Here is a 26270-nt window from a genome sequence, read left to right on the forward strand (position 1 = left end):
CCGCCTTGTTTATAGGTTCAGGTTTCCAAACGCACCACTCCAATCATGCTCGAATTTATCGATGGCGGCGTCCACCGCCGGAGAACTGATTAATTGTTGCGCCACGTCCAAAGGCAGGGTAATGGCCTCACAGCCTGCCAACAGGCAATCCAGCGCCTGGCGCGGGGTTTTGAAACTGGCGGCCAGCACTTTACAGCGCGGCGCGTGCAGGTCGAGAAGCGCCTGCAATTCCTGTACGGTTTTGATCCCGTCGCCGCCTTGCGCATCTACCCGGTTGACATAAGGGGCAACATATTCCGCGCCGGCCAGTGCGGCCAGCAGTCCCTGCGCCGGGCTGTAAACCGCGGTGCCCAGGGTTGTAATCCCGCCGGCGGTTAAAAGCTTGATGGCGGCGAGTCCTTCTGAGGTCACCGGGACTTTTACCACAATTCCCGGAATGCGCGCCACCAATTGCTTCGCCTGAGCAACCATTGTTGCCGCGTCGCGGCCCAATACCTGAGCAAACAAACGGCCATCTTTTCCCACGGCTTCCCGCAGGCGCGGCAAGACTTCCCATAACGGGACCTTACTGGCGGCAACAATGCTTGGATTGGTGGTAACGCCGGCAAGGGGGAATATACGCGTCAGTCGTTCTACTTCCGCGACATTCGCGGTATCCAGATAGAGTTCCATCGGTTTTCCTTTCATTCAATCGTCATAGTCACTTTCACGTTCGCGCTGATGCCAGATTAAAAAACATGGCGCTATTAAGCTATGCGTCAAAAGTGTCAAACACTGGATAAATGTATTCAACGCAATAAAACGTGCTTCAAGTCACACTTCGCATTGGATTTGACTTGAGTCCCTATGGGCAAGAGGGTTGAGCAAGCTCGCATTTTTATTTTAACAGTACAAAAGTCCAGTAAATGCCCTTTTTCTCGTCTGTCATCTTCCGTGGCGTATGCCTATTGTTTAAAGCGCCGGCTACCTTGAAAAAGCGGCCGGCCTGGTGGGTGTTTTCACGCCATTCTTTTAATGAGGGGTCTTCATGACGAATCGAGTCCAACAGCTGAAAAGCGCAATGCTGGCCCATCCCCGCGAAATTTCGCTTGAGAGGGCATTGCTCTATACCGCCAGCCATCGACAAACGGCGGGGGAGTCGGTGTTAATGCGTCGCGCCAAGGCAACCGCCTATATTCTTGATAACGTTGATATCGCAATTCGTGATGGCGAATTGATTGCCGGCAACCGCACCGTAAAACCGCGGTCCGGGATTATCTCTCCGGAAATGGATCCTTATTGGCTGCTTACCGAGCTGGATCAATTTTCCTCTCGCCCTCAGGATCGTTTTGACATCAGTGACGAAGATAAACAGATTTATCGCGAGCAGCTTTATCCTTATTGGATAACGCGATCGATGAAAGACTTTATTAATGGTCAGATGAGCGACGAGGTTAACGCTGCCGCCAGTACGCAGATTTTCAGCATAAACCAGACCGATAAAGGCCAGGGCCATATTATTATTGATTATCCGCACCTGTTGAATAACGGCCTGGCGAAGCTTATTGCCGAGATGAAAAGCCGCTGCGCCGAGCATCAGGATAACGTCTTCTTTCAGGCCGGCTTGCTATTACTGGAAGCATCACAGCGACATATATTGCGTTATGCCGCCTTGGCCGACCAATTGGCGGAAAGGTGCACAAACGATACCCGCCGTAAGGAGTTGCGGTCGATTGCGGATATTTCCCGTCATAATGCACAGTATCGCCCGGAAGATTTCCGGCAGGCCTGTCAGTTGTTTTGGTATATGAACGTAATATTGCAATATGAATCTAACGCCAGCTCTTTATCACTGGGGCGTTTTGACCAATACATGCTGCCATTTTACCAGTCCTCTTTGAGCCGTGGCCACAGTCCGGCGTTGCTAAAAGAGTTGCTGGAATCACTGTGGGTAAAATGTAATGACGTAGTATTGTTGCGTTCAGCCGGCAGCGCCCGCTATTTTGCCGGATTCCCAACGGGTTATACCGTGATATTAGGCGGCTTGACGGAAAATGGCCGCAGCGCGGTGAATATACTCTCTTTCCTGTGTCTTGACGCCTATCAAACCGTTCAGCTTCCGCAGCCGAATATCGGCGTACGGGTAAATGAATTTATCGATCGTCCGTTCTTGCTGAAAACGGCGGAAACCATCCGGCTGGGAACCGGCATTCCGCAGATCTTTAATGATGAAGTGGTGGTGCCCGCGTTCCTGAATCGGGGCGTTTCACTAGAGGATGCTCGCGATTATGCGGTGGTAGGCTGCGTCGAGCTTTCTATTCCCGGCAGAACCTACGGTTTGCATGATATTGCCATGTTCAATCTGCTTAAAGTCATGGAGATTGTCTTGCTGGAAAATGAAGGCAGCGCGGTTATCACCTGGGACAGCCTGCTAAGGCAGATACGCGATAAGATTCGCCACTATATCAAGCTGATGGTGGAAGGCAGCAATATTTGCGATATCGGCCACCGCGACCGGGCGCCGGTGCCGCTGCTTTCTTCGTTTATCAGCGATTGCATGGCGAAGGGCAAGGATATAACCGAAGGCGGCGCGCGCTATAATTTCTCGGGTGTCCAGGGCATTGGCATCGCTAATCTCAGCGATTCGTTACACGCCTTGAAAGGTATGGTATTTGATCAACAGCGTCTGAGCTTTGATGAGCTTCTGGCGGTGCTGAAAGCGAATTTTGCCACTGCGGACGGGAAAAATATCCGGGCCCGGCTGATTAACCGCTTTGAGAAATACGGCAATGATATTGATGAGGTGGATAATATCAGCGCTGATTTACTGCGCTTCTATTGCAAAGAAGTCGAAACCTGGACCAACCCCCGCGGCGGGCATTTCTCGCCGGGGTCTTATACCGTATCCGCCCATATACCCTTGGGTGCGGTGGTCGGGGCAACGCCGGACGGACGTCTCGCGAGTGAACAGCTGGCCGACGGCGGGCTATCGCCGATGCTGGGGCAGGACAGCAATGGACCTACGGCGGTATTAAAATCAGTCAGTAAACTGGACAACTATTTGCTGTCGAACGGTACGCTGTTAAATGTGAAATTTACCCCGGCTACGCTTGCGGGTGACGGCGGGCTTAATAAACTCAGTGACTTTTTGCACGCCTTTACCAAACTGAAACTGCAGCATATCCAGTTTAACGTGGTGAATGCCCAAACGCTGCGGGAAGCACAGCAGCGTCCGCAGGATTTTGCCGGCCTGGTGGTTCGCGTTGCCGGTTATAGCGCCTTCTTTGTGGAGTTGTCGAGGGAGATTCAGGATGACATTATCCGCCGCACGGCGCATCAATTGTAAATGCATTGACTATCCGGCCGATGAAACGGCCCGCATTTTCAATATCCAGCGCTACTCCCTTAACGATGGACAAGGGATCCGTACGGTGATTTTTTTCAAGGGATGCCCGCATCGCTGTCCATGGTGCGCCAACCCTGAATCCATTTCCGGCAGTATTGAAACAGTGCGCCGTGAAAAAAAATGCCTCCATCGCGCTGTCTGTCTCAATGATGCGGATGAATGTCCCTCCGGCGCATTGGCGCGTATCGGCCGCGACGTGACGCTGGATGGTTTGGAAAAAGAGGCACTGAAGGATGATATCTTCTTTCGTTCATCGTCCGGCGGAGTGACGCTTTCGGGGGGAGAAGTATTAATGCAGGCTGAATTTGCCACGCGTTTTCTTGCCAGGTTGCGGCGATTGGGAATCAATACCGCGATTGAAACAGCCGGCGATGCGCCTGCCGCTCGTTTACTGCCCCTTGCGCGTCAATGTGATGATGTGTTATTTGATCTGAAAATCATGGATGAAAAACAGTCAAAAGAAGTGCTTCATATCAATCTGCCGCGGGTGCTGAAAAATATGCGCTTACTGGTGGCTAACGGTATCCACGTTATTCCGCGCATTCCTTTGATTCCGGGATATACAATGACGCGGGAGAATATGTGCCGGGTACTGGATGTGTTGGCGCCTTTGGCAATAGATGAATTACATTTATTGCCTTTCCACCCCTACGGAGAGCCCAAGTATTCTCTGTTAGACCGGCCATGGCAGATGAAAGGCGTGCCTGCGCCGGATGAAAGCGACATCGCTCCGTTGCGATTAATGGCTGAATCCGCCGGCTATCGTATTAAGGTCGGCGGCTAGTCCGCTAAGAGGATAGGAAGGTGACAGAATGACGCGTTATCTTGTTGCGGTAACTGCCTGTATAAGCGGCGTCGCCCATACGTATATGGCGGCGGAACGTTTCGAAAAATTATGCCAGCAGGAAAAATGGTCCGTGAAGGTTGAAACGCAAGGCGCATTAGGCACGGAAAATGCCATAACGGCGGAAGATATAGCGAGAGCAAATGTGGCGGTGCTTATCACTGACATTGTCATTGACGGCGCGGAACGGTTTGCAACGTGCAGAAGCGTTCAGACCACCACCCGCATTTTTTTGTTAGAACCCCATAAAGTCATGTCAGTAGTTGAACAAGCGTTTAATGTGCCCAATGGCACACATCTTAGAGTGAGCTGAAGAATAGGTAATATAAAGGGATGTGATAGGAATGGCGGTATCCATACCCTTCATCGGGGAGATATGTCGTGACTCTCTTTATTGTCACATTGGCTTCGCCACTGGCTTCTGTATTGGGTTGGGGATCGGGCCGTACTTTTACGAAAAATACGACAAAAATAATTACTGTCGATGAAACCACAGCTGCTCGCGATTTCTTTAACCTTCATATCATAACCTTTAAGTAATAACTTAGCGCGTTCCAGACGAACGTGGTTAAGGTATTCGTTGAAACCAATGCTGCCGGTTTTTCTAAATAGATGTGAAAGATAATTGGGAGAAATATGAAAACGTTTAGCAACATCATCGCGGGTGAGTTGAAACGAGGCGTTATCGTCAATATATTCCTGAATGACCTCAAATAACGCCCGGCTGGGGGTTAATTTTTGCGCCTGGTTGATGAGTTGGTCTGAGCAGTGGCTCAGCAAGCCGGCGAGAACCAATCGCGCTGTTTGCTGATCGTCCAGGTTGGAAACAATCTCATTCATCGCTTGCAGCAGAAAAGAACCGACCCGCGGGCCGAGGCGGGCGACGTTTTGTTTATCAACGTAGATGAGGTTATCGCCATCCCATTGCTGAATGCTAAAGCCTAATTTATTTTTGCTAAATAGAATGCTTAATAATGTCGCAGGACGGGTCCAGCTTATCAAATTCCATTTGCCCGCGGGTATATAAAGCGCATTGTATTTTTTTAGAATTCCTTGGGCCTCCGGCAGACTTTTATCTTGAACTTCTCCTTCTATCACAATTTCGAGACGAGGAAAGCTTACTACGCTAGCCAAAGGCGGAGCAGGGAGCGAGTTATTCGGGAATTTTAAAGTCATTGCATGATGACGGGAAATCAACCGAGCAATGATGTCTATAACGTCTTGCTGCATAGCCAGATCTCTTTTAAACGATAACGGGGATCTTAAAAGGTTTCATGAGGTCTTTCAAGCGAGACAGGATGGGTCATTTTATGATTAAGAGCCTGAAGAAAACCGTCAGGCCCGTGAACAATGAAACCGAACATTTAGCCTCAGGGCCGCAGTCATCGTTAATAACAGGCTTGGGACATAAAACTATGGCTATCCCCTGTCTTTTATAAGACATCAAGCAGCCACTTTTGCGCCGGCGTCAGACGGGAGGCGGTTTCCGGCTTCAGCCATTTGCGTTGATCCTGCTGCTGCGCATCCTCGCGATCGCAATATAAGCCATGTAAAACTCTGCGCCGGGTACCCACGGTATTGGTGGTCCCGCCATGCCAGGCATGGGCGTTATAAATCATCACGCTGCCCGCCGGCGCTGCAAAAATGGCTTCATCAGGATGCGGTAAGGCGGGGTCGGGCAAGATATCTTCGGGCAATTCCGGTCGACGGTGGGTACCGGGAATAATACGCGGCGCGCCGTTGGCCGCGCTCAAGTCATCTATGGCCCAGATTGCGTTGACCAGATGGACCTTTGGAAAATCGGGCCGGGGTTTTTTCCAGTCCGCATGCAGGGGCTGATGGCCGCCATGGTGAAGCGCTTCTCTGCCATTCAGGCTGGAGACCTTAAATGGTCCCTGGAAAATATGGCGGCATACCGACAGAACAACCGGATGTGCCCAGACTTTCTCCCATACCGTGCCTTTGTTGATCATGTTGGCAATCCGGGTGGCGGTCTCTTCCTGGTGATGCTCTATCGCGAGATTATCTCCCTCCTTTTTTACCAGCCCGTCAAACGCCGCACGCATATCTTCCAGCCAGTCCGGGTCAATAACATCGCGGATAACGACGTAGCCCTTGGTCTCCAACTGGTCAATCATATCGCGGGATAAATCAGCAGTGGCGCCAAGAGCCTCAAGATAGCTTTCAGATTGGGTTTTCATATTAGCTCCTTCATTTTCACGTTTTTGTAACGTATTAAAAAATACGCGATCATGAGCAATAAAGAAGCAGGCTAATGCAACGAAAATCTGGACATATGTGGCATGGCGGCAAAAATGTGATTTATATTGGAAATCCACTCATGGGACAGTGCGGCAACATCCGCAGAACATCGCGGCTAAAACGCCAGTCCTTTGCGCTTTGCCATATCAATAAAAGCCCATAGCATTCGAGAGTGAGATTGTTATTATATGTTAAAAAGCTCATTCATCTTGAATGCATCGTAATACCCCCATATTTTTGTAATCTGCTGATTCTCGATATGTAGCACCCAGCAATAGCTCATATTAAAATCCGCACCGTTTTTTCCCTTTCCACCTGTAGCATGGAATTGCAGGCAGGCAAGGTTGCCATCGACGATCATCGTATCGATTATTGGGACAGGCCAGGATTCCAGCTTGTCATCAAGTCGTTTAATAAGTTGACTACGGTAAGCCTCTTTCCCTTGGTAGGTCCCGGATAAGGGCGAAGTTCCCATTGCATTGAACTCCAGATCTTCATGCAGTGCAGACATAAAATTATCTCCCCATCCCTGGCTTGCAATCGTCTGGAATAGGGACGTCAGAAACCGGCGATTTTTTTCGCTCATCATTTTCCTCGTAACTGTAGATGATAATTAGCGTGCGGCTTTGAGAATATCTGAGAGGCCGCGTGTTAATAACTGGCGTGGCGCATCGGTCCCATCGACCGGAAGAAGGGTTCTGCTGCGTATTTTCCAGCGCCCCGCATGGCGTTCGAGCTCCCAACGGTTAACCACAACCCGGTGGATACGGTACCCGGTTGATAAGCCATGATTAGCCATCTCGCGCATTTCACCCTGTTTATCCAGCTGTAAAAGTTGCAAGTAGGAGGTGACAATAGCCTTATCGCCGCGTAGGTCGATTAGCGGTAACCCGGCAAAGTGTGCCAGTCCGCCTTTGATTGCCTCCTCATGGGCTTGCCTGATAATAAATGCCGCGATAGCCTCCACGCCTTTTGCTCCATCCAACCCCTCTCCGCGATTAAAAACCCCATCCTCCATATAGACAGCAGCGGTATATTCGGCGAGGCCGGTATCAGCGCTGGGAGGGTGAGAAGCGACAAGTTCATAAATGGCTAATGTATCCTCTATCATCTGCAGCCGCTGCTCTACGGTAGGCTGATTTTCATCGGTCATTGGTTCTCTCTCCTGTTTTTTACAAGCTTGCCTGAAGCGGAAGCTACATTATAATTATTCTTTCAAATTACATAATCCCGCATAAACTAAGTGCAGTGATTATCCATGCTTAACAATAAGGGCAATTGATGATTGAAGGTTCGGATTTTTTGGCGCTAAAAACATTTATTTTGGTCGCGGAGAAATTGAACTTCAGGGCTGTCGCTGCCATGTTGGGCATTTCCGCGTCTGCCGTTAGCCAGCAGATTAATGGGCTTGAGGGACGCTTGGGACAGCGGCTTTTCAACCGCACAACGCGCTCCGTGGGCCTTACTGAGGATGGAAAATCACTTTATCTGCAAACCGCGCCGTTACTGGAGAATCTGGCAGGGGCGCTCGCACAGGCGCGCGCCAGAAGTCATATCATAAGGGGAAATATTTGCATACATGCCTTTCGTTCGGCAGCGATGATGTTCCTGGATCATAAGGTACCCGGTTTTCTGAGCTCTTTTCCCGATGTACATATTGATATCACCATTAACGATTCACCTACTGACCTTATCGCGGGAGGGTATGATCTTTCCCTACGGCTGGGCGATGTGCTTGATCCCGGATTGATTGCGGTACCCGTTGGCGGCCGGTTGCATCAGATAGTGGTGGCCGCGCCGTCTTATCTTGAAACTCATGAAGATATCAAACACCCCGAAGATGTAAGGCAGCACAATTGCATTGGCTGGCGCTGGCCGGGAACGGTAACGCCGGAGCCATGGCAGTTTTTTTATGACGGCCAGATCAAAAACATTCCGGTAACGGGGAATCTGGTGGTGGACGATCGCGAGCGACAATATCAAGCCGCCATCGCGGGAATCGGTATTGCCCAGGTGACCGCGGAAAGAGTGAGCGCGCATCTTTTATCCGGCGCGCTACATCCTATTCTCAATGAATGGGATGTGGAGTTTGCCGGCTATCATCTTTGCTGGACTGCCGGCAAATCCATGTCTCCGGCGATGAGAGCCTTTATTGACTGGTTACGTCAGGATTAACGTATTTTTTGCTCAGAATAACGCTGCTCGCGTGCGCATATCGTTTGCGGGAGTTAACAGGCATGCTTGCCGTCTTGTTCACCCGTTCCATTGGGGAATATATATCCGCCATTGCGAACCAGCGCCTTTACCTCTTCGCTCACTTGCACGGGATGCTGACTGATTCTCGCAATGAACTCCTTTTGTCCCCGCACGTACGACTTCGCATCGTGCTGCGCGCTCCACAGGACAATGCTCAGCATGATGGGAATGAGGTCCAGGCCTTTCTCGGTCAGCGTGTAGAAGTCCTTGCGCCCGTCATCGGGGCTGGGCACCCTCGAGAGAATGCCTTGCGCCTCAAGAAAGGCAAGGCGGGAAGCAAGGACATTGGTCGCGATTCCCTCTTCCGATTTCAGGAACTCGCCATAGGTCTTCTTACCGGCAAAAACGATGTCGCGAATGATCAAGAGCGACCACCGGTCGCCAAAGATCTCCACGCCGTAGTTCACCGCGCAGTGTGACCTGATTTCTTTACCTGTCGTTTTCATGGCGAAATCTTAACATTACTTGCATATCGCAAGCAAATGCCGTGATTACTTTCTTTTTACAAGTAATTTTACTTGCTTATTGCAAGCGATATGTCTAGCATGGTTTGTATGTTGAGCGCGGTCGCTGGTACACGTCTGCTTGCTGTCGCTGGGCCTGCTCGCCCACGCCATCAAGCACACCAACTTTTCAATCGGGGCCAGCCTTCCCGGCTGAGCTCGCCCGTAGCACTATTTTTTCATCTCACTTACAAGGAACAGCAACATGCGCGTTTTAGTTACTGGAGGAACCGGCCATATCGGTTCGTACATCATCCCTGAACTGGTCGCGGCCGGACACGACGTTATCGGCCTGGCCCGCTCGGACAAGGCCGCAGAGGCGGTGGCCGCACTTGGCGCCAAGGCGCGGCGCGGGGATATTTCCGACCTTGAGGGGCTCAAGGCCGCGGCGGCGGACGCCGACGGCGTCATTCACGTCGCCCACAGACAAGACCTGCTTCCCTCCGGTGGGATCGACGCCGTGGCCGCCGCGGAACTCCAGATCATGCTCGCGTACGGCGAGGCGCTGGCTGGAAGCGGCAAGCCGCTGGTCGTGTCGGGGAGCATCGGCGCGCCCGGGTGGGAAAAGCTGGGCCGGCCGGCCACCGAGGAAGACCCGTCACTTCCCGGCGGCGATGCGTATAAAGGGACCCTGCGGGTGCGTAACGTCGTCGATCTCGCCGTCATCGGCCTCGCCGAGCGGGGCGTGCGGTCGTCGATCGTGCGGATCCCTACCATCGCGCACAGCACGACCGACGTCGCCTTCCTGCCATTGTTGATCGGGCTGGCGAAGGAAAAGGGCGTCATCGGTTATCCGGGAGAAGGCGCGAACCTGTGGCCGGCCGTACACGCCCGTGACCTCGCCATCTTGTTCCGCCTGGCGCTGGAGAAGGGTGGGGCAGGCAAATATTGGCATGGGGTCGAGAGCGAGGGCATCCCGTTCCGCGCCATCGCCGAGGCCATTGGCAGCCGCCTGAACGTGCCGGCCGTGAGCATTCCCGCAGACGTGCTGATGCTGCCGGGCTACTTTGGCTTCCTGGCAAACCTGGTCACGCTCGATCTCCCAGCATCGAACCTTATCACCCGGCAGGCCCTGGGCTGGGAACCCACTCAGCCCGACCTGTTCGCCGATATGGATAACGGCCACTATTTTCCGGCTGCCTGACGCGCGCTGTATTACCGGGGCGATGTTCCGGTAATACATGACGAGCAACCTGTTAACTGACGAGGAAACAATATGAGCACTCCCATCAGCACCATCAGCATCATCGGCGCCGGCGGCATGGCCACGGCAATCGCGGGCCGTAGCGTCAAGGCTGGTCACGTAGTCGAGGTGATCGGCCGCGACCAGTCCAAGGCGCAGGCGTTTGCCGATAAGCTTGGCGCTGGCGCGACCACCGGCACGTACGGCGCCGCACCAAAGGGGGACATCGTCATCCTCGCCGTGCCATACGGCAGTGCGGCGTCGGTGGTGGCCGATTTCGGGGCGGCGCTGGGCGGCAAGGTGATCATCGACATCACCAACCCGATAGCACCCGACCTCTCGGGCCTGGTGTCCCCCAATGGCAGTTCCGGTGCGCAGGAGACTGCCAAAGGTCTCCCCGCCGGTGCGCATGTCGTGAAAGCGTTCAACACTCTCTTCGGCCCTGTGCTTGCCAAGGGTGGTCGGCTCGACGCGTTCATCGCAGGCGACGATGGAGAAGCCAAGGCTCGCGTTGCGACTTTCCTTAGGAGCCTCGGCCTGAGGCCTTTGGATATTGGCGCCCTGCACATGGCCCAGACGCTCGAATCGCTTGGCCTCTTGATGATCGGCCTGGCAAAAAACGGCGCCGGCACGTTCGATATTGCCATGCACGTCGATATCGGATTGGCGCGATGAGCACGCAAGGGAACGCGCAGATCGTGAAGGCACTATTTGCCGCACTGGGCCGCGGCGGCCTGGTTTAAATCTCACAAACAAGAAGTACTGATGGCTTATGCAATTGCCGCCGTTTACGATCTAAGTGATAAATGTCAACTGCGCGTTTATGAGATGTATCTACCTTGGTATTGGAATATTTGCAATGTTAGTGCATAATAAGTGCATGTTGGTTGCATTGAAAGGAGTGACTATGAGTGCATCACTTCCGAACCCGCTGAGCGTTCAGTTTCGCGAGCCTAACACCGCCTACCTATCACCTGCCAGAGTAGGGGATTTTTTTGGCTTCCGAATCCAGGAACTGGCCGAGCGCGCGCATGTACATCGCAATACTCCTTCTTCACGGCCTCAAGCACAGCAATTGCAGCAGTATCTGGTGGATTTGGTGCGGGTTCTCGCGGTGGCCACCGAGATGACGGGAGATGCTCAGCAGGCCGTATTTCTCATCCGTAACGAACCCTTGCGCGCGTTCGGCTATAAGACGGCTGATGCCCTGCTCAGAGATGGTAGGGCCGATGACGTCATCGCCTATCTGGAATCGCTCGCCGACGGTGCCTCTGGATGATTGATGTTGTTCTTGACGGCGGGCGGTTCCCGGCGTTCTATCGGGTTCTTGTACCGGCCTTTGCCTCTACGCCCCGTTCCGGCATGGGGGCCGCCAGGCAGGGGGGACGCTTCAATCGTCCCCGTCAAGAAGCGCTATACCTGTCGGCTGATGAAGTCACGGCATTGGCCGAATACAAACAGGACAATCCCTGGCTGCAGCCTGGCACGATCTGCACTTTTTTCGCTAAAAAACTGCGGGTGGCTGATTTGAGCGCCGGATTCGACCCTGAGCACTGGGCCGAGCTGTGGGCCGACTTTGCCGTCGATTGGCGCACGGAACGTTTTGGCAACGGTGTCGAACCCCCCACTTGGTATATGGCCGACGACGTGGTTGCCGCTGGCCTGGATGGCATCCTTTTTCCCTCCCAAGCCCGGCCGGGCGGAATCAATCTGGTGATCTATCGAAGTTCCCAACTGAGCGACATACAACTGTGCGTATATGATCCTGCCAGTAACTTGAAGAGTATTCCGCCAAATACTCATACGTAGCGCGCAGCATAGCGATGGCGCATGGATGAAAAACACCAAAACCGTTGTAACAAACCAAAATGACAGGTTAAACGAAGTGGTAATACCCAATAAGGGCGAAGCTAATTCGGGTTCGTGTCGATGATAAATATTACAATCTTGGTTAGGCTCGCGACGGATTAACTAGTAGGGGGGAGGTCAACCCGGACGTAATCTGGCATCCTCGCTACTCTGGGTCCAATCACATCTGGCGGTCAGCGCTGTGCCAGGAGCAGACATTGCTCCCTCGCATCATTATGTATTAATCACTTGGGGTCGAGGCGTTTTCTATGAGAACTATGCATTTTCAGAATGCCAGTTAAACGCAAACGTGATGACTTGTAAGATAGTTACAGACGTAGCGGTGAATCATCAACGCTGGCGGGTCATTCGCAGGAGGAACGTTAACTGTTCCAAACCAGACAGGATTTGCCGGGCAGACTGAGCCACAAATGAAGGCAGGTATGCCCGCAAACTTACCAGCTATCGGTCTGTGGACATGCCCTGTAGAAATGGCTAGCAGTCTCGCCGGGGCGCGTCTAATCAAATCTTCCATATCAGGCAGACCTCTGCACATCGTTTTGTCTAGCGTTGGTATGCCAGATGCAAAGACATGATGGTGCATAAACAGCAATGACGGAGGGCCGCCTGCGTCGCTAAGTTGATTATCCAACCATTCCAGATGGTCAGTCACACTGCCGTATTCCTTATATTCAATCGTCGAATCCAGACCAATCAGGCGAATGACACCTGTGTTATGGATTAAGTGCAGGGCCTCTCCTTGGGCATCGTGCTCCCACCTGTTCTCATCCCAAATCGAACGTATCAGACTGCGGTCGTCTGAGTTACCCGGCAGGATCAACGAAGGGTAATTCTGCTGATTCAGGCGGTCAGCTATTTGTTTATAACCTTCCTGCCAGTGCCCATCCGTTAGATCACCTGTAAGTACCAGTACGTCCGGTTGCAGATGCATAAGCCAATTAAGTACCTGGTCGAACCGAAGCAGGTGATCATTTTCGGGTGAGGCGTGAATATCTGAAACCTGTGCTATCAGCATAAAGACCTCATACGATTGTTGTGGGGGGAACAAGAGCGTGATTCATGGCCATGAATCCGGTTCTAAACTGCATGTTGTTCACCACTATGACAAAAATAGACAGATTAATCAGGATCAGTAATCCAAAAGTTACGGTAAATCAGGCTTGCTGCAAAGGCGGTCGGAAATTCACAATGAATCGCTTAGCTCAATTCCGATTACTCAGAGCCAATGTTAGCAAGGATGCATAAGGTCCGCTTCTCGCTCTTAGCCGACTGTCATAAACCGCTAAAAACAAAAAGCCCGCATCAGTTCCCTGAGCGGGCTTTTCAATAATCTTGGCTCCTCTGACTGGACTTGAACCAGTGACATACGGATTAACAGTCCGCCGTTCTACCGACTGAACTACAGAGGAATTGTCGGAACGCCGCGAATACTAATGATGCCGGCCGGATTTGTCAAAGCGCATTTTCTTTTAGGGGCGCGTTTGACCAAATTCTCGCCAGGATGCTGATTTTACAAGCAAAACCCCATTATCTCAAGGTTCATAGGCAGTTAACATGGCCTATCTCCTTTCCGGACGTCTGCCCAGGCCGGGTTGGGCCGGGCTCGCGACTGATTGTCCAGTCATCGTCACGCCATTGTCCATTGTGTCCACAATGTCCATTTTCCCGCCCCGCTAGGCACATCTTGTGTCCGGTTCCCGACAAAAGGTTTGCTGTTTGTTCATAACCCGGTCCTAAAATAATAACCGTTTTAAAATAAATATATAAAAATCAATAAATTGTATATGACGTGCTTTTGGTACATTCCCTGCTTGATAGAAAAGGTCAATCCACTCACAGGAGAATGTTCATGGCTATCCGTCAATGCGCCATTTATGGCAAAGGTGGCATAGGTAAATCCACTACGACCCAAAACCTCGTGGCCGCCCTGGCCGAGATAGGCAAGAAGGTCATGATCATCGGTTGCGATCCGAAAGCGGACTCAACCCGGCTGATCCTTCATGCCAAAGCACAGAATACCATTATGGAACTGGCCGCCGAAGTCGGCTCGGTTGAAGATCTGGAACTGGAAGATGTCTTGCAGGTGGGCTATGCGGGCATCCGCTGCGCGGAGTCAGGCGGCCCGGAGCCGGGCGTGGGCTGTGCCGGCCGCGGCGTCATTACCGCCATTAACTTCCTGGAGGAAGAGGGCGCCTATGAGGACTCCCTGGACTTTGTTTTCTATGACGTACTGGGGGATGTGGTGTGCGGCGGGTTCGCCATGCCCATCCGTGAAAACAAGGCGCAGGAAATCTATATCGTCTGTTCCGGCGAGATGATGGCCATGTATGCCGCCAATAATATCTGTAAAGGCATCGTGAAATACGCCAAATCCGGCAAGGTGCGTTTAGGCGGACTGATTTGCAATTCCCGCCAGACCGACCGCGAAGATGAACTGATTATCGCCCTGGCGGAAAAACTGGGCACGCAAATGATTCATTTCGTACCCCGGCACAATATCGTGCAGCGGGCGGAAATCCGCCGCATGACCGTGATCGAATACGATCCTACCTGCGATCAGGCGAATGAATACCGCACCCTGGCGAAAAAAATCGTTGATAACAAACTGATGGTAATCCCGACGCCGGTGACTATGGACGAATTGGAGGCGCTGCTGATGGAATTCGGCATTTTGGATGTGGAAGACGAAAACATCATCGGCAAAACCGCCGCGGAAGAAGCGCAGTCCGTCTGATATCAACCTGCGTCAGTCCCTGAGCCGGCTACGGCTGGCTTAGGACATCAAGCCCACTATTTCTCGTAAAGGATATCGCCATGACCGATATTACCGGCGAACAAACCCTGGCGCTGATTCAGGAAGTGCTGGAAGTTTTCCCTGAAAAAGCCCGTAAAGAACGTGCCAAGCATTATATGCTGAGCTCCCCGGAAATGGAGAGCGTCGGTAAATGCATCACCTCCAACCGGAAATCGCAGCCTGGCGTCATGACGGTGCGCGGCTGCGCCTATGCCGGCTCGAAGGGGGTGGTGTTCGGACCTATCAAAGACATGGCCCATATTTCCCATGGCCCTATTGGCTGCGGTCAATATTCCCGCGCCGGACGCCGTAACTATTATACCGGCTACAGCGGCGTAAATGCGTTTGGTACGCTGAATTTCACCTCTGATTTTCAGGAAAAGGACATTGTGTTCGGCGGCGATAAAAAGCTGGCCAAGCTGATAGAAGAGATGGAAACGCTGTTTCCGTTAACCAAGGGGATTTCGGTTCAATCGGAATGCCCGGTGGGCCTTATCGGCGACGATATCGAAGCGGTGGCGCGGGAAGCGCAGAAAAAACTCGACAAACCGGTGGTGCCGGTGCGTTGCGAGGGGTTCCGCGGCGTGTCCCAGTCTCTGGGCCACCATATCGCCAACGATGTGGTGCGTGACTGGATCCTGTCCAATCGTGACGAAAAAGAGTTCGAAACCACCCCTTATGACGTCGCCATTATCGGCGATTACAATATCGGCGGCGATGCCTGGGCTTCACGGATCCTGCTACAGGAAATCGGCCTGCGCGTAGTGGCGCAGTGGTCCGGCGACGGCACCCTGGTGGAAATGGAGAATACGCCGAAGGTGAAATTGAACCTGGTGCACTGCTACCGCTCAATGAACTATATCTCCCGTCATATGGAAGAAAAATACGGCATTCCCTGGATGGAATACAACTTCTTCGGCCCGACCAAAATCGCCGAGTCCCTGCGCAAAATCGCCGCGCTGTTCGATGAGCATATACAAGCCCAAACCGAGCAGGTCATTGCCCGCTACCAGGGGCAAACCGAGGCCGTGATTGCCAAGTACCGTCAGCGTCTGGAAGGCAAGCGGGTGCTGTTGTATCTCGGCGGCCTGCGCCCCCGTCATGTTATCGGCGCTTATGAGGATCTGGGAATGGAAATCGTCGGCAGCGGCTATGAATTTGCCCATAACGACGACTATGACCGCACCTTGCCGGATCTGCATAAGAGTACTTTATTGTTTGACGATGCCAGCAGCTTTGAGCTGGAAGAGATCATCAAAATCCTCAAACCCGACCTGATAGGTTCCGGCATCAAAGAGAAATACATCTTCCAGAAGATGGGCTTCCCTTTCCGGCAGATGCACTCCTGGGACTATTCCGGTCCTTATCACGGCTACGACGGTTTTGCCGTTTTCGCCCGGGATATGGACATGACGTTGAACAACCCGAGCTGGACCCAAATGACTGCGCCGTGGCTGAAAACCGCCTGAGATTGCCTGCTTGCTAAACCCGTCGGTTCACAGATTTGTGGCGCGGGAGGAGAGAATCATGAGTCAGAGTGTTGAAAAAACCAAAGCCTGTTACCCGCTGTTTGAAGAGGCGGAATATCAGGCGCTGTTCACCAGCAAACGCGACCTGGAAGAAGCTCACGGCGAAGCCCGGGTGAAAGAGGTCTTTGCGTGGACCACCACGCCGGAATACCAGGAGCTGAACTTTAAACGGGAAGCCCTGACCATCGATCCGGCCAAAGCCTGTCAGCCGCTGGGGGCGGTGCTCTGTTCCCTGGGGTTTGCCAAGACGCTGCCGTATGTGCACGGTTCCCAAGGCTGCGTGGCGTATTTCCGCACCTATTTCAACCGGCATTTCAAGGAGCCGGTGGCCTGTGTTTCCGATTCCATGACCGAGGACGCGGCGGTGTTCGGCGGCAACAAGAATATGAATGATGGCCTGCAGAACGCTTCCGCGCTCTACAAACCGGAGGTTATCGCCGTCTCCACTACCTGTATGGCGGAAGTCATAGGCGACGATATCAGCGCCTTTGTCGCCAACGCCAAAAAAGACGGTTTTGTGGACAGCAAGATAGCGGTGCCCTTTGCCCATACCCCGAGCTTTATCGGCAGCCACATTACCGGCTGGGATAATATGTTCGAAGGATTCGCCCGGGAATTCACCGACAAGAGCGCGGGCCGGGATTACCAGCCGGGCCGCAACGGCAAGATCAATCTGGTGACCGGCTTTGAAACCTACCTGGGCAATTACCGGGTTATTAAGCGCATGATGGAACAGATGGGGGTCGGCTACAGCCTGCTGTCCGATCCCTCCGAGGTACTGGATACCCCGGCGGACGGAGAATACCGCATGTACGCCGGCGGCACCACGCAGGAAGAGATGCGCGACGCCCCCAACGCCATCGATACCTTGCTGCTGCAGCCCTGGCATCTGCTGAAAACCAAAAAAGTGGTGCAGGAAGAGTGGCAGCAGCCGGCGACCCCGGTCAGCATCCCCATGGGATTGAACGCCACCGACCGGTTTTTGATGACCGTCAGCGAACTCACCGGCAAACCCATTCCCGCTGCCCTTACGCTGGAGCGGGGGCGGCTGGTGGATATGATGCTCGATTCCCATACCTGGCTGCACGGCAAAAGCTATGGCCTGTACGGCGATCCGGACTTTGTCATGGGCATGACCCAAATGCTGCTTGAACTGGGGTGTGAACCGACGGTTATCCTGTGCCATAACGCCAACAAGCGCTGGCAGAAAGCCATGAAAAAAATCCTGGCGGATTCCCCTTACGGCCAGGAGAGCGAAGTCTACATCAACTGCGACCTGTGGCACTTCCGTTCACTGATGTTTACCCGTAAACCGGATTTCATGATCGGCAACTCCTACGGCAAATTTATTCAGCGCGATACGCTGGCGAAGGGTGAGCAGTTTGAGGTCCCGCTGATTCGCATCGGTTTCCCGATCTTTGACCGCCACCATTTGCACCGCCTTTCCACCTGGGGCTATGAAGGCGCCATGACGGTATTGACCACCTTGGTGAACGCTTCGCTGGAAAAACTGGATCGCGACACCATGAAACTGGGCAAAACCGATTACAGCTACGATCTGATTCGCTAAGCCCTCCGCCCCGGATCTGTGCCGGGGCGGCTTTTGCTGGAGAACTGTGATGCCGAGTGTATTGTTCAGTGAAAAAAAAGATGGCTTGTATTGCTATATTGCCAAACAAGACCTGGAAGCGCGGGTTTTGCACATTGAGTTTGACGACGCGTCGTGCTGGGGCGGCAATGTCGAACTGGAGGGCGGCAAGTCCTATTATATTTATCCGCAACCGGGAAAACCGTCTCTTCCGGTGCGTCTGCGCGCCAGCAAAAGCGGCGGGGATGCTTCGGGAACAGGAGTATAAAAATGAATGTGCCAACAGACGATCCCTTATTCTGGCGCTTATTCGCCCTTGCGCAATTACTGCCGCAGTTTGCGCCGCAGGCCTTGATCCTCTGGCTGGAGCGGGAATGCCGGCAGCCCTTGTCGCCGGCTCTGCTGGCGCGGCTCGATCCCGCCGCGCTGGCACGGGACTTTCCCGCCGATGTCCCGCCGCCGTCGGCGGCGCAATGGCAGCAGGCGGCGGCCTGCCTGAAAGGTGATTTGCCAAGCCATCTCATTACGGACCCTGAGCGCGGGCAACCTTTGCAGCTGCGCGCCGCCTTTGCCTCCAGCAACGGCCTGATGGTGGACGGCCACTTTGGCCAAAGTACGTTGTTCTTTGTCTATGCCTTTGACGGACTCGAGCCTTTCCTGTATCAGGTACGCCGCTATCGCGACTTGCCTGACGGGCCGGAAGAGGGCAATGAAGCGCGGGCCAGGCTGTTAAGCGATTGCCATTTGCTGTTTTGCGAGGCCATCGGCGGCCCGGCCGCGGCCAGGGTCATCAGAAATAATATCCATCCGATTAAAATTAAGCCGCCCACGGATATCGGCCAACAGCTGCAAGCGCTGCAAACCATGCTCGGCGGCCGGATTCCGCCCTGGCTGGCGAAACGGCTGGGTAAGGCATCCCCTTATATCCAACATGATTTTTCTTTGTAAGCCAATTGATTTAAAGGACTTGGAATCATTTGCCAGCCGGTATCCGCGGGCTGGCTTTGTTATGGGTTCATTTTGTAATAAGCAATATTTTTTTGATATTTTCATTCCCGTGTTTTATAGCTAACTCCAATGGCGTCAAATTATCACCATCCTTGATATCCATATTGATATGACGATTTTCCAAAAGTGCCTCGACAATATCTTCACTGCCCATGGCGACGGCGATATGCAATGCTGTGCTGCCCGCCGTATTGCACCGGTTGATATCAAGATTGGGAAAAGGCAGTAACAGTTTAACGATACTCAATCGATTCTCTGTTACTGCTTTTATCAAGGGAGTAGTACGAGGGTTATCACCGTTAATGTTTATGGACTTATGGTTTATGATTTTTTTCGTGATGGAAAAATCTTTCGTCAAAGATAAAAACAAGGCCGAGTGCCCATCATTGTTGATGATGTTGATGTCGGTGCGTTTGTCATCTATAAGTTGCCTGATAATGATTTTTTTGCCACTGAATATGGCATAAATTAAAGCGGTATTCCCTTTGCAATCTTGAATATTGATATTGATATCACCATGTTTGAGTAATTTATTGCTTATCGCAAATATGCCCGTTTGTATCGCCATCATCAAGGGTGTTTTTCCTTTGTTGTCTTGAGGGTTGACGTCAATTTTTTTATATGAAAGCAAGTCAAGAAGTATTTCCCTTGAGTCTAACTTCACGGCCAAAGCCAACGCTGTTAATCCACTATTATCTTTGACGTTGATGTCGAGATCTGAACGAGTAAGAATGTAATCTATTAATATCCTATTTCTAAAAATAATTGCCGCCATCAATAGCGTGGTGCCATTTTTGTAAGTATTATTTATAGGAAGCCTATTCTCTGTAAAGAAATGCGTGGCGGCTATAAAAATCGCAGGATGTTCTATTTCATAAAAGACATTTTCTGGATTATCAAGCCATTCTACATTTAAATTATTTGTGATTTGATTAATATCAGAATTGATAATAGAAAATTTAAGTAAATCTTCATCGAGAACGCCGCTTATTTTTTCTCTTTTCAGAATGTTCAAAGTAAGAGGAAATTGGATACAGTTTGACTTGTTCTCAATCCAATAAAAACCTTCAATGTATCTGATTCTTATTTTTATTGTCTCCATTGCCAACTGAATCTGGAAATAACGCTGGCTGATATCATGTTTCGCTAAAGCAGTAGCAATAGCGCTATAAATCATTTCAGGATATTCCAAAACAAACTCATTGATGCCTTTGTCAAATTTAACACAATCCGTAAAACATAAAAAAGGATAGTTTTTCCGCAAATAATTATTTATATTACTTGTTTTCTCTGAAGACAGGACTTTTTCTTTTGCTTTACAGTGGCGTTTTTTTAAGATAGTCAAAACGCCGTTATAAACTTCGTTCCCTAGGGAACTGATGATTTTCCCAAGGGAAATATCCCTAGTCAAATTCTGCATTAAATCACAAAGTGTGTCATCTGTCTCGGCGATTTTTTCAAAATCAATGGTTTTATCGCCAATCACATAATCAATGCCCCAAGGGGTGTCTCTTAACTGATACTTATATGCATTGATATATTCATCATTGCGGGATAATCCATGCATTTTTATGGCATATTCAAAAACTTTTTTTTCGATGAGTTGTTTTTTGATTATCCAGATTTTTTCGTAGATTTCGTTAGTGACTATACTGTTTATTTTTTCAAAAAATGCAGGGATGATATTCAATGCTATTCCAAGACCTTTTTCAATATAAATGTACATCCTTCTCAGGTCATCTTGAATCTCAGGAGTGTTTTTTTTTGCCACCAGCAGCATGATGCTATGCAAATATCGCCAGGAATCATGAAAAAGGTTCAGTTTTAAGGGTTCGGGAATGCAGTCCGTGCACGAAAGTTCTTCAATAAATTGATTGATTATTTTGTCAACATTACCTGCTGCATTCCCTTGGCGTGAAATTTCATGCAACAAAATTTCAATCTGGGATAAATAGAATTGATACGGTTTATCTGGATTGTCTTCGGAAATATTATCATTGCGCTGAAGAATGTGATACATCTGCGCATCAGGGGAATCAGCATGAGAGAAGGATGTTCTTGTTAAAGAAGAGGCTGGAGTCTGTTGTAAATTGAATGGCACAGTTATATTGCCATTTATATTGTTTTCTATTGGCATAGTTACTCGCTGCAATAATATTTTATAGTAAGAGTAGAACGTTGTTTATGACCGTGCCCGGAGCTTAATGTATTAACATTCAATCATAATTCAATCTTCCCAGCTTCCAATTTATTTTTTCTAAAAGAGATTTGTCCATTGGCGGCGCGCTGCTTGCCGATACCCGCATCTTCGGCGATCTGTTTTATCCATTGTCTGGTTTGTCGTATTCGTGACAATAAAAATAACTTATAAATCAGCAGGTAAAGGCTGGCCTCTGAATTGCATTGGATGTGCAATGGGTAAAATAACGCCGCTTGGCAGAGAGTTCATGATGAATAATAACGACATTGCCGCCCTGTTTGTGGAACCCGCCTGTGAACACAATGGCAAACACAAAACCGGTTGTAAACCGCCCAAGCCCGGCTCCACCGCAGGCGGCTGCGCTTTCGACGGCGCGCAGATCACGCTGCTGCCGGTGGCGGATGTGGCCCATCTGGTGCACGGTCCCATCGGCTGCGCGGGGAGTTCCTGGGACAATCGCGGCAGCCGCAGCTCGGGACCGGAGTTGAACCGGCTGGGTTTCACTACCGATCTCAGCGAGCAGGATGTCATCATGGGGCGGGGAGAGCGCCGACTGTTTCATGCGGTCCGCCACATTGCCGAACGCTACCGGCCGGCGGCAATCTTTATTTACAATACCTGCGTACCCGCCATGGAAGGGGATGATATCGAGTCAGTGTGCCGCTCGGCATCCGCCGCCGGCATTCCGGTGATTGCGGTGGATGCCGCCGGTTTTTACGGCAGTAAAAACCTCGGTAATCGTATTGCCGGCGACGTCATGCTGCGTCAAGTGGTGGGGCAACGCGAGCCGGCGCCCTGGCCCAGCGATTATCCGGTAGCGGAAAGCCTGGGGCATAGTATCGGCCTTATCGGCGAATACAACATTGCCGGTGAGTTCTGGCAGGTGCTGCCGCTGTTGGATGAATTGGGAGTGAGGGTGTTGTGCACCCTTTCCGGCGATGCGCGCTTTGCCGAAATCCAAACCCTGCATCGTTCCGAAGCCAATATGCTGGTATGTTCCCGCGCCTTGATCAATGTGGCCCGCCAGTTGAAAGAACAGTACGGTACTCCCTGGTTCGAGGGAAGTTTTTATGGTCTGCGCGAAATGTCTTCCTCCTTGCGCCAACTGGCGGGATTGCTGGGGGATGAGGATTTAATCGCCCGTACCGAGACCCTTATCGCCCGCGAAGAAGCCTTCGTCCAATCGAAATTGGCGCCCTGGCGCGATCGGCTGCGGGGGAAACGGGTTCTGCTCTATACCGGCGGGGTTAAATCCTGGTCGGTAGTGTCGGCGCTGCAGGATCTGGGGATGGACGTGGTGGCCACCGGCACCCGCAAATCAACCGAAGAGGATAAGGCCCGCATCCGCGCGCTGATGGGCGAGGACGCCCTGATGATGGATGAGGGCAATCCCCGCCTGCTGCTGGACACCGCCTATCGCTACGGCGCCGATATGATGATTGCCGGCGGCAGGAACATGTATACCGCTTATAAGGCCCGGCTGCCGTTTCTTGATATCAACCAGGAGCGCGAAGAGGCCTTCGCCGGTTACCAAGGCATGGTAAATCTGGCGGCGGCGGTATGCCGTACATTGGAAAGTCCGGTCTGGCCGCAGGTCAACCGTCCCGCGCCCTGGCACTGAAAGGCTGAGGAGAAGAAAATGACACAGGTCGTCCGTTCCGTTAAACCGCTAGCCGCCAGTCCGATCAAAAGCGGACAGCCCCTTGGGGCCATCCTGGCCGCTATGGGGCTGGAAAATTGCATCCCGCTGGTTCATGGCGCGCAGGGGTGCAGCGCTTTCGCCAAAGTATTTTTTATCCAGCATTTCCATGAGCCCATCCCCCTGCAATCCACCGCCATGGAGCCGATTACCACCATTATGGGGGCTGACAATAATATTTCCGCCGCGCTGCAAACCTTATGCGAACGTAACGCGCCGCGCATTATCGTGCTGTTAAGCACCGGCCTGTCGGAAGCCCAGGGCAGCGATTTAAGCCGGGCGGTGGCATTATTCCGCGAAAGCCATCCCAAGCACCGGCAGGTGGGGATATTAACCGTCAGTACGCCGGATTTTTACGGCTCGATGGAAAACGGTTATGCCGCGCTGCTGGAAAGCTTGGTACAGCAATGGATACCCGCCGTACCTCCGGCGGGTATCCGCAATAAACGGGTGAATGTGTTTCTCAGCCATATGATGACCCCCGGCGATCAGGAGCTGATTCGCAGCTATGTGGAAGCGTTCGGCTTGCAGCCCGTCATGGTGCCGGATTTGACCCAATCCCTGGACGGCTATCTGGCCTGCGGGGATTACCACTCTCTAACCCAGGGAGGAACGCCGTTTCGTCTGATGGAGCAACTGGGACAAAGCGCCGCGAGTTTCATTATCGGCGTCTCGCTGCAGCGGGTGGCCGCGCTGCTGGAGCCCCGTAGCCGGGGAGAATGCTTTCGTCTGCCGCATTTGATGACGTTACAACAAATGGATGAATTTATCCTGCAATTGCACCGTATTTCCGGGCGGGAGGTGCCGGCCTGGATCGAGCGCCAGCGCGGGCAATTGCTGGATGCCATGATTGATTGTCACGGCGCGCTGCAAGGCAGCCGGCTGGCGATGGCCGCCGAGGCGGATCTGCTGCGGGCATGGGTGGATTTCGCCCGGAGTCAGGGAATGGATGTGGGCAGCGTGGTGGCGCCGGTGAACCAGCCGGGCCTGGCGGCGCTGCCGGTGGAAACCGTCGTCCTGGGGGATTTGGAGGATTTGTCGGATTTGCTGGCGGCTAACCCGGCGGATATGATTTTTGCCAACTCCCATGCCGCCGGCCTGGCGGAGCGGCTGGATATTCCGCTTATACGCACCGGCTTTCCCATTTATGATCGGCTGGGGGAATTTCGCCGTACCCGCCAGGGATATGCCGGTATGCGCGATACGCTGTTCGAATTGGGCAATGTCATGGAACATCGCCGGCATCACCAGCCGGTTTATCACTCTCCCCTTAAGCAGGATTTTTCCCGGATTCCCGCCGAACAGGACAGCGGATTATGATTAACTTCCAGCGCAATTTGCGGGTGACCACCGATTCGGACTCGGATTATACCCTGCGCGTCGCCTTCGCCAGCTCCGATTTACATCATGTCAATCAGCATTTCGGTTCGACGCCCCGACTGGCGATTTACGGCGTGAAGCCGGATCGGGTCAATCTGTTGCAAGTAACGGATTTCATGATTCAGCCAGGGCACGATTTGGATAAATTGGCCGGCCGCATCGCTGCGCTGGACGGCTGTCTGTCGCTGTATTGCGTGGCGGTGGGGGAGAGCGTATTCCGGCAACTGCTGCGGGTGGGCGTCAGGGCGGTAAGCGTTCCCGCCGCCACGTCCATCGCACTCCTGCTGACGGAGATACAGGAAAACTGGAATGCCCCCTGTCTGCAACGCCATCAGGCCAAACGGGATCCGCACCGTTTCGAGCATTATCAACAGGAAACCCATTGGGAAGAGGACGAGTATTAATTGTGTCATTTCTCTGACAAAACCGACAACCCACCCCGACATGTTCGGGGTTTTTTATCGGCAGGGTGCGGCTATCTTATTGAAAAATCGCTAAAGATGTGACTGGCATCACATTTGCTCCTTATCTATGACCCTCTTGCGGAGCGACAACATGATTCAGATCGAAGCGGAAGCCTTGCAACAGCTCCTGGCCTTACAGCAGCAACTCACCGAACCCTGCGCCGGTTTACGCATCAGGCTGGAAGGCGACGGTTGCCAGGGCGGGCAGGTGACCCTGGAGTGGACGCGACGGCTACGGGAAGAGGATTACCCCGTCAGCTATCAGGGGCTGGTCTTGATAGCCGCCATCACGCACTGGCCCTATCTGCACCGGGCGGTGATCCAGGCGGGTGCCCAGGGGCAGGAGCCGGGAATATGGATTGAACTACAACTGCAGGGGACAGCCTGTCACTGCGACAATCAGGTATGCGCAACACCACAGACAATGCTGTGAGTAGGAGAAAAATTTATGTGGAATTATTCAGAAAAAGTTAAAGATCATTTTTTTCATCCGCGTAATGCCAAAGTCGTCGAACAGGCGAACGCTATCGGGGATGTCGGCTCCATCAGCTGCGGCGATGCGCTCCGGCTGATGCTGCGTGTGGATCCGGCCACTGAAATCATCGAAGAGGCAGGATTCCAGACCTTTGGCTGCGGCAGCGCCATTGCGTCGTCGTCCGCCCTGACCGAACTGATTATCGGCCGCACCCTCACCGAAGCCTCGCAGCTGACTAATAAACAGATAGCCGACTATCTCGACGGTTTGCCGCCGGAAAAAATGCATTGTTCGGTGATGGGTCAGGAAGCGCTGCGGGCCGCTATCGCGCAATTTCGCGGCGAAGCGCCGGAAGCGGATCATGAGGAAGGGGCGCTGATCTGTAAATGCTTCGGCGTTGACGAAGGCCATATCCGCCGGGCGGTGTTGCAAAACAACCTCACGACGCTGGAGGATGTGATTAATTACACCAAGGCCGGCGGCGGCTGCACCTCCTGCCATGAAAAAATCGAACAAACCCTGAGCGAAATCCTGAGCCAACAGCCGGTGGTGGCCAAGGCACCGGAAAAACCCCGCGACGAGAACTGGCTGGCGGTGGAGGAGGTGATTGCCGGGCTGCGTCCGCATATCCAGGCCGACGGCGGCGATATGCGGCTGCTGGATGTCACTGAAAAGCAGGTGACGGTATCCCTCTCCGGCAGTTGCAGCGGCTGCATGATGACCGATATGACCCTGGCCTGGCTACAGCAGAAATTAATCGAACGCCTGGGCCGTTTTATGCATGTGGTGTCGGATACGGCCACCCTTTCCACCAGCGCAGTGTGAGGCAAA

Annotated in this window: 26 protein-coding genes and 1 tRNA gene; 18 read left to right on the top strand and 9 right to left on the bottom strand. The window is 52.5% G+C overall.

Translation table 11 applies throughout. The features are described from left to right. Positions 1-9: 9 nt before the first annotated feature. Complete coding sequence (gene fsa / locus ACL2XO_RS14070; protein WP_413742995.1) at positions 10-672, bottom strand: fructose-6-phosphate aldolase; 663 nt, start codon at positions 670-672, stop codon at positions 10-12. A 355-nt stretch (positions 673-1027) separates the two neighbouring features. Here fsa and ACL2XO_RS14075 point away from each other — a divergent pair, with 355 nt between their 5' ends. From ACL2XO_RS14075 to ACL2XO_RS14085, 3 genes are read left to right on the top strand one after another with little or no spacing between them, the layout of a single operon-like run. Further along, positions 1028-3325 (top strand): formate C-acetyltransferase, encoded by a 2298-nt coding sequence (locus tag ACL2XO_RS14075; RefSeq protein ID WP_413742996.1) that lies wholly within the window; start codon positions 1028-1030, stop codon positions 3323-3325. Beyond that, positions 3291-4169, top strand: a complete 879-nt coding sequence (locus ACL2XO_RS14080; protein ID WP_203521557.1) for a [formate-C-acetyltransferase]-activating enzyme — start codon at positions 3291-3293, stop codon at positions 4167-4169. The genes ACL2XO_RS14075 and ACL2XO_RS14080 overlap by 35 nt, the downstream gene beginning before the upstream one ends. A gap of 28 nt (positions 4170-4197) precedes the next feature. Then, positions 4198-4542, top strand: a complete 345-nt coding sequence (locus ACL2XO_RS14085) for a PTS fructose-like transporter subunit IIB (RefSeq protein WP_413742997.1) — start codon at positions 4198-4200, stop codon at positions 4540-4542. 50 nt (positions 4543-4592) lie between these two features. Here the strand turns inward: ACL2XO_RS14085 and ACL2XO_RS14090 are convergent, their stop codons facing one another. The 4 genes from ACL2XO_RS14090 to ACL2XO_RS14105 all read right to left on the bottom strand — a co-directional run bounded on the left by ACL2XO_RS14090 (position 4593) and on the right by ACL2XO_RS14105 (position 7644). Continuing rightward, positions 4593-5459 carry a helix-turn-helix transcriptional regulator gene (locus tag ACL2XO_RS14090; protein WP_413742998.1) on the bottom strand — a complete coding sequence of 289 codons (867 nt, stop codon included), beginning with the start codon at positions 5457-5459 and terminating at the stop codon, positions 4593-4595. A 203-nt stretch (positions 5460-5662) separates the two neighbouring features. Further along, complete coding sequence (locus tag ACL2XO_RS14095; protein ID WP_413742999.1) at positions 5663-6430, bottom strand: phytanoyl-CoA dioxygenase family protein; 768 nt, start codon at positions 6428-6430, stop codon at positions 5663-5665. Between the two features lie 245 nt (positions 6431-6675). Further along, a complete protein-coding gene (locus ACL2XO_RS14100; protein ID WP_413743000.1) occupies positions 6676-7080 on the bottom strand; it encodes a nuclear transport factor 2 family protein in 405 nt (134 codons plus the stop codon). A gap of 24 nt (positions 7081-7104) precedes the next feature. Further along, the gene (locus ACL2XO_RS14105; RefSeq protein WP_413743001.1) at positions 7105-7644 is read right to left on the bottom strand and encodes a nuclear transport factor 2 family protein; all 540 of its coding nucleotides are present in this window, start codon (positions 7642-7644) and stop codon (positions 7105-7107) included. Positions 7645-7772: 128 nt separating this feature from the next. Here ACL2XO_RS14105 and ACL2XO_RS14110 point away from each other — a divergent pair, with 128 nt between their 5' ends. Beyond that, positions 7773-8666, top strand: coding sequence for a LysR family transcriptional regulator (locus ACL2XO_RS14110; RefSeq protein WP_413743062.1), 894 nt, complete (start codon positions 7773-7775; stop codon positions 8664-8666). Between the two features lie 53 nt (positions 8667-8719). Here ACL2XO_RS14110 and ACL2XO_RS14115 read toward each other — a convergent pair whose 3' ends face one another. After that, the gene (locus tag ACL2XO_RS14115; RefSeq protein WP_203521542.1) at positions 8720-9193 is read right to left on the bottom strand and encodes a winged helix-turn-helix transcriptional regulator; all 474 of its coding nucleotides are present in this window, start codon (positions 9191-9193) and stop codon (positions 8720-8722) included. 262 nt (positions 9194-9455) lie between these two features. Here ACL2XO_RS14115 and ACL2XO_RS14120 point away from each other — a divergent pair, with 262 nt between their 5' ends. The 4 genes from ACL2XO_RS14120 to ACL2XO_RS14135 all read left to right on the top strand — a co-directional run bounded on the left by ACL2XO_RS14120 (position 9456) and on the right by ACL2XO_RS14135 (position 12242). After that, positions 9456-10394 (top strand): SDR family oxidoreductase, encoded by a 939-nt coding sequence (locus tag ACL2XO_RS14120; RefSeq protein ID WP_413743002.1) that lies wholly within the window; start codon positions 9456-9458, stop codon positions 10392-10394. A 72-nt stretch (positions 10395-10466) separates the two neighbouring features. Continuing rightward, positions 10467-11108: an NADPH-dependent F420 reductase gene (locus ACL2XO_RS14125; RefSeq protein ID WP_413743003.1), complete on the top strand. Its 642-nt coding sequence runs from the start codon at positions 10467-10469 to the stop codon at positions 11106-11108. A 232-nt stretch (positions 11109-11340) separates the two neighbouring features. After that, on the top strand, positions 11341-11712 hold the full coding sequence (locus ACL2XO_RS14130; RefSeq protein WP_413743004.1) for a hypothetical protein: 372 nt from the start codon (positions 11341-11343) through the stop codon (positions 11710-11712). Beyond that, positions 11709-12242 carry an RES family NAD+ phosphorylase gene (locus tag ACL2XO_RS14135; protein ID WP_413743005.1) on the top strand — a complete coding sequence of 178 codons (534 nt, stop codon included), beginning with the start codon at positions 11709-11711 and terminating at the stop codon, positions 12240-12242. Before ACL2XO_RS14130 ends, ACL2XO_RS14135 begins: the two co-directional genes overlap by 4 nt. A gap of 337 nt (positions 12243-12579) precedes the next feature. Here the strand turns inward: ACL2XO_RS14135 and ACL2XO_RS14140 are convergent, their stop codons facing one another. Further along, positions 12580-13317 carry a metallophosphoesterase gene (locus ACL2XO_RS14140; protein ID WP_413724368.1) on the bottom strand — a complete coding sequence of 246 codons (738 nt, stop codon included), beginning with the start codon at positions 13315-13317 and terminating at the stop codon, positions 12580-12582. A 318-nt stretch (positions 13318-13635) separates the two neighbouring features. Next, positions 13636-13711, bottom strand: a tRNA-Asn gene (locus ACL2XO_RS14145). 440 nt (positions 13712-14151) lie between these two features. Here ACL2XO_RS14145 and nifH point away from each other — a divergent pair. The 5 genes from nifH (at position 14152) to ACL2XO_RS14170 (ending at position 19161) form a co-directional block, all read left to right on the top strand. After that, positions 14152-15036 (top strand): nitrogenase iron protein, encoded by an 885-nt coding sequence (gene nifH / locus ACL2XO_RS14150; protein WP_132921731.1) that lies wholly within the window; start codon positions 14152-14154, stop codon positions 15034-15036. 80 nt (positions 15037-15116) lie between these two features. After that, on the top strand, positions 15117-16565 hold the full coding sequence (gene nifD / locus ACL2XO_RS14155; RefSeq protein WP_413743006.1) for a nitrogenase molybdenum-iron protein alpha chain: 1449 nt from the start codon (positions 15117-15119) through the stop codon (positions 16563-16565). 58 nt (positions 16566-16623) lie between these two features. Further along, positions 16624-18195, top strand: a complete 1572-nt coding sequence (gene nifK, locus ACL2XO_RS14160) for a nitrogenase molybdenum-iron protein subunit beta (protein WP_413743007.1) — start codon at positions 16624-16626, stop codon at positions 18193-18195. Positions 18196-18244: 49 nt separating this feature from the next. Continuing rightward, positions 18245-18481 (top strand): putative nitrogen fixation protein NifT, encoded by a 237-nt coding sequence (nifT, locus tag ACL2XO_RS14165; RefSeq protein ID WP_132921728.1) that lies wholly within the window; start codon positions 18245-18247, stop codon positions 18479-18481. Between the two features lie 2 nt (positions 18482-18483). Continuing rightward, entirely contained in the window at positions 18484-19161 is a 678-nt protein-coding gene (locus ACL2XO_RS14170; protein WP_413743008.1) for a NifB/NifX family molybdenum-iron cluster-binding protein, read from the top strand. Positions 19162-19228: 67 nt separating this feature from the next. Here ACL2XO_RS14170 and ACL2XO_RS14175 read toward each other — a convergent pair whose 3' ends face one another. Then, the gene (locus ACL2XO_RS14175) at positions 19229-21358 is read right to left on the bottom strand and encodes an ankyrin repeat domain-containing protein (RefSeq protein WP_413743009.1); all 2130 of its coding nucleotides are present in this window, start codon (positions 21356-21358) and stop codon (positions 19229-19231) included. Between the two features lie 313 nt (positions 21359-21671). Here ACL2XO_RS14175 and nifE point away from each other — a divergent pair, with 313 nt between their 5' ends. The 5 genes from nifE (at position 21672) to nifU (ending at position 26264) form a co-directional block, all read left to right on the top strand. Beyond that, the gene (nifE, locus tag ACL2XO_RS14180; protein WP_413743063.1) at positions 21672-23042 is read left to right on the top strand and encodes a nitrogenase iron-molybdenum cofactor biosynthesis protein NifE; all 1371 of its coding nucleotides are present in this window, start codon (positions 21672-21674) and stop codon (positions 23040-23042) included. A gap of 18 nt (positions 23043-23060) precedes the next feature. Then, positions 23061-24440, top strand: a complete 1380-nt coding sequence (gene nifN, locus ACL2XO_RS14185) for a nitrogenase iron-molybdenum cofactor biosynthesis protein NifN (RefSeq protein WP_413724372.1) — start codon at positions 23061-23063, stop codon at positions 24438-24440. After that, on the top strand, positions 24437-24904 hold the full coding sequence (locus ACL2XO_RS14190) for a NifB/NifX family molybdenum-iron cluster-binding protein (RefSeq protein ID WP_132921725.1): 468 nt from the start codon (positions 24437-24439) through the stop codon (positions 24902-24904). Before nifN ends, ACL2XO_RS14190 begins: the two co-directional genes overlap by 4 nt. Before the next feature lie 151 nt (positions 24905-25055). After that, positions 25056-25397, top strand: coding sequence for a hypothetical protein (locus ACL2XO_RS14195; protein ID WP_132921724.1), 342 nt, complete (start codon positions 25056-25058; stop codon positions 25395-25397). A gap of 15 nt (positions 25398-25412) precedes the next feature. Continuing rightward, positions 25413-26264, top strand: a complete 852-nt coding sequence (gene nifU, locus ACL2XO_RS14200; protein ID WP_413743010.1) for a Fe-S cluster assembly protein NifU — start codon at positions 25413-25415, stop codon at positions 26262-26264. Positions 26265-26270 lie beyond the last annotated feature (6 nt).

The organism is Sodalis sp. RH15, from assembly GCF_047324255.1.
Lineage (GTDB): Bacteria > Pseudomonadota > Gammaproteobacteria > Enterobacterales > Enterobacteriaceae > Acerihabitans > Acerihabitans ligni.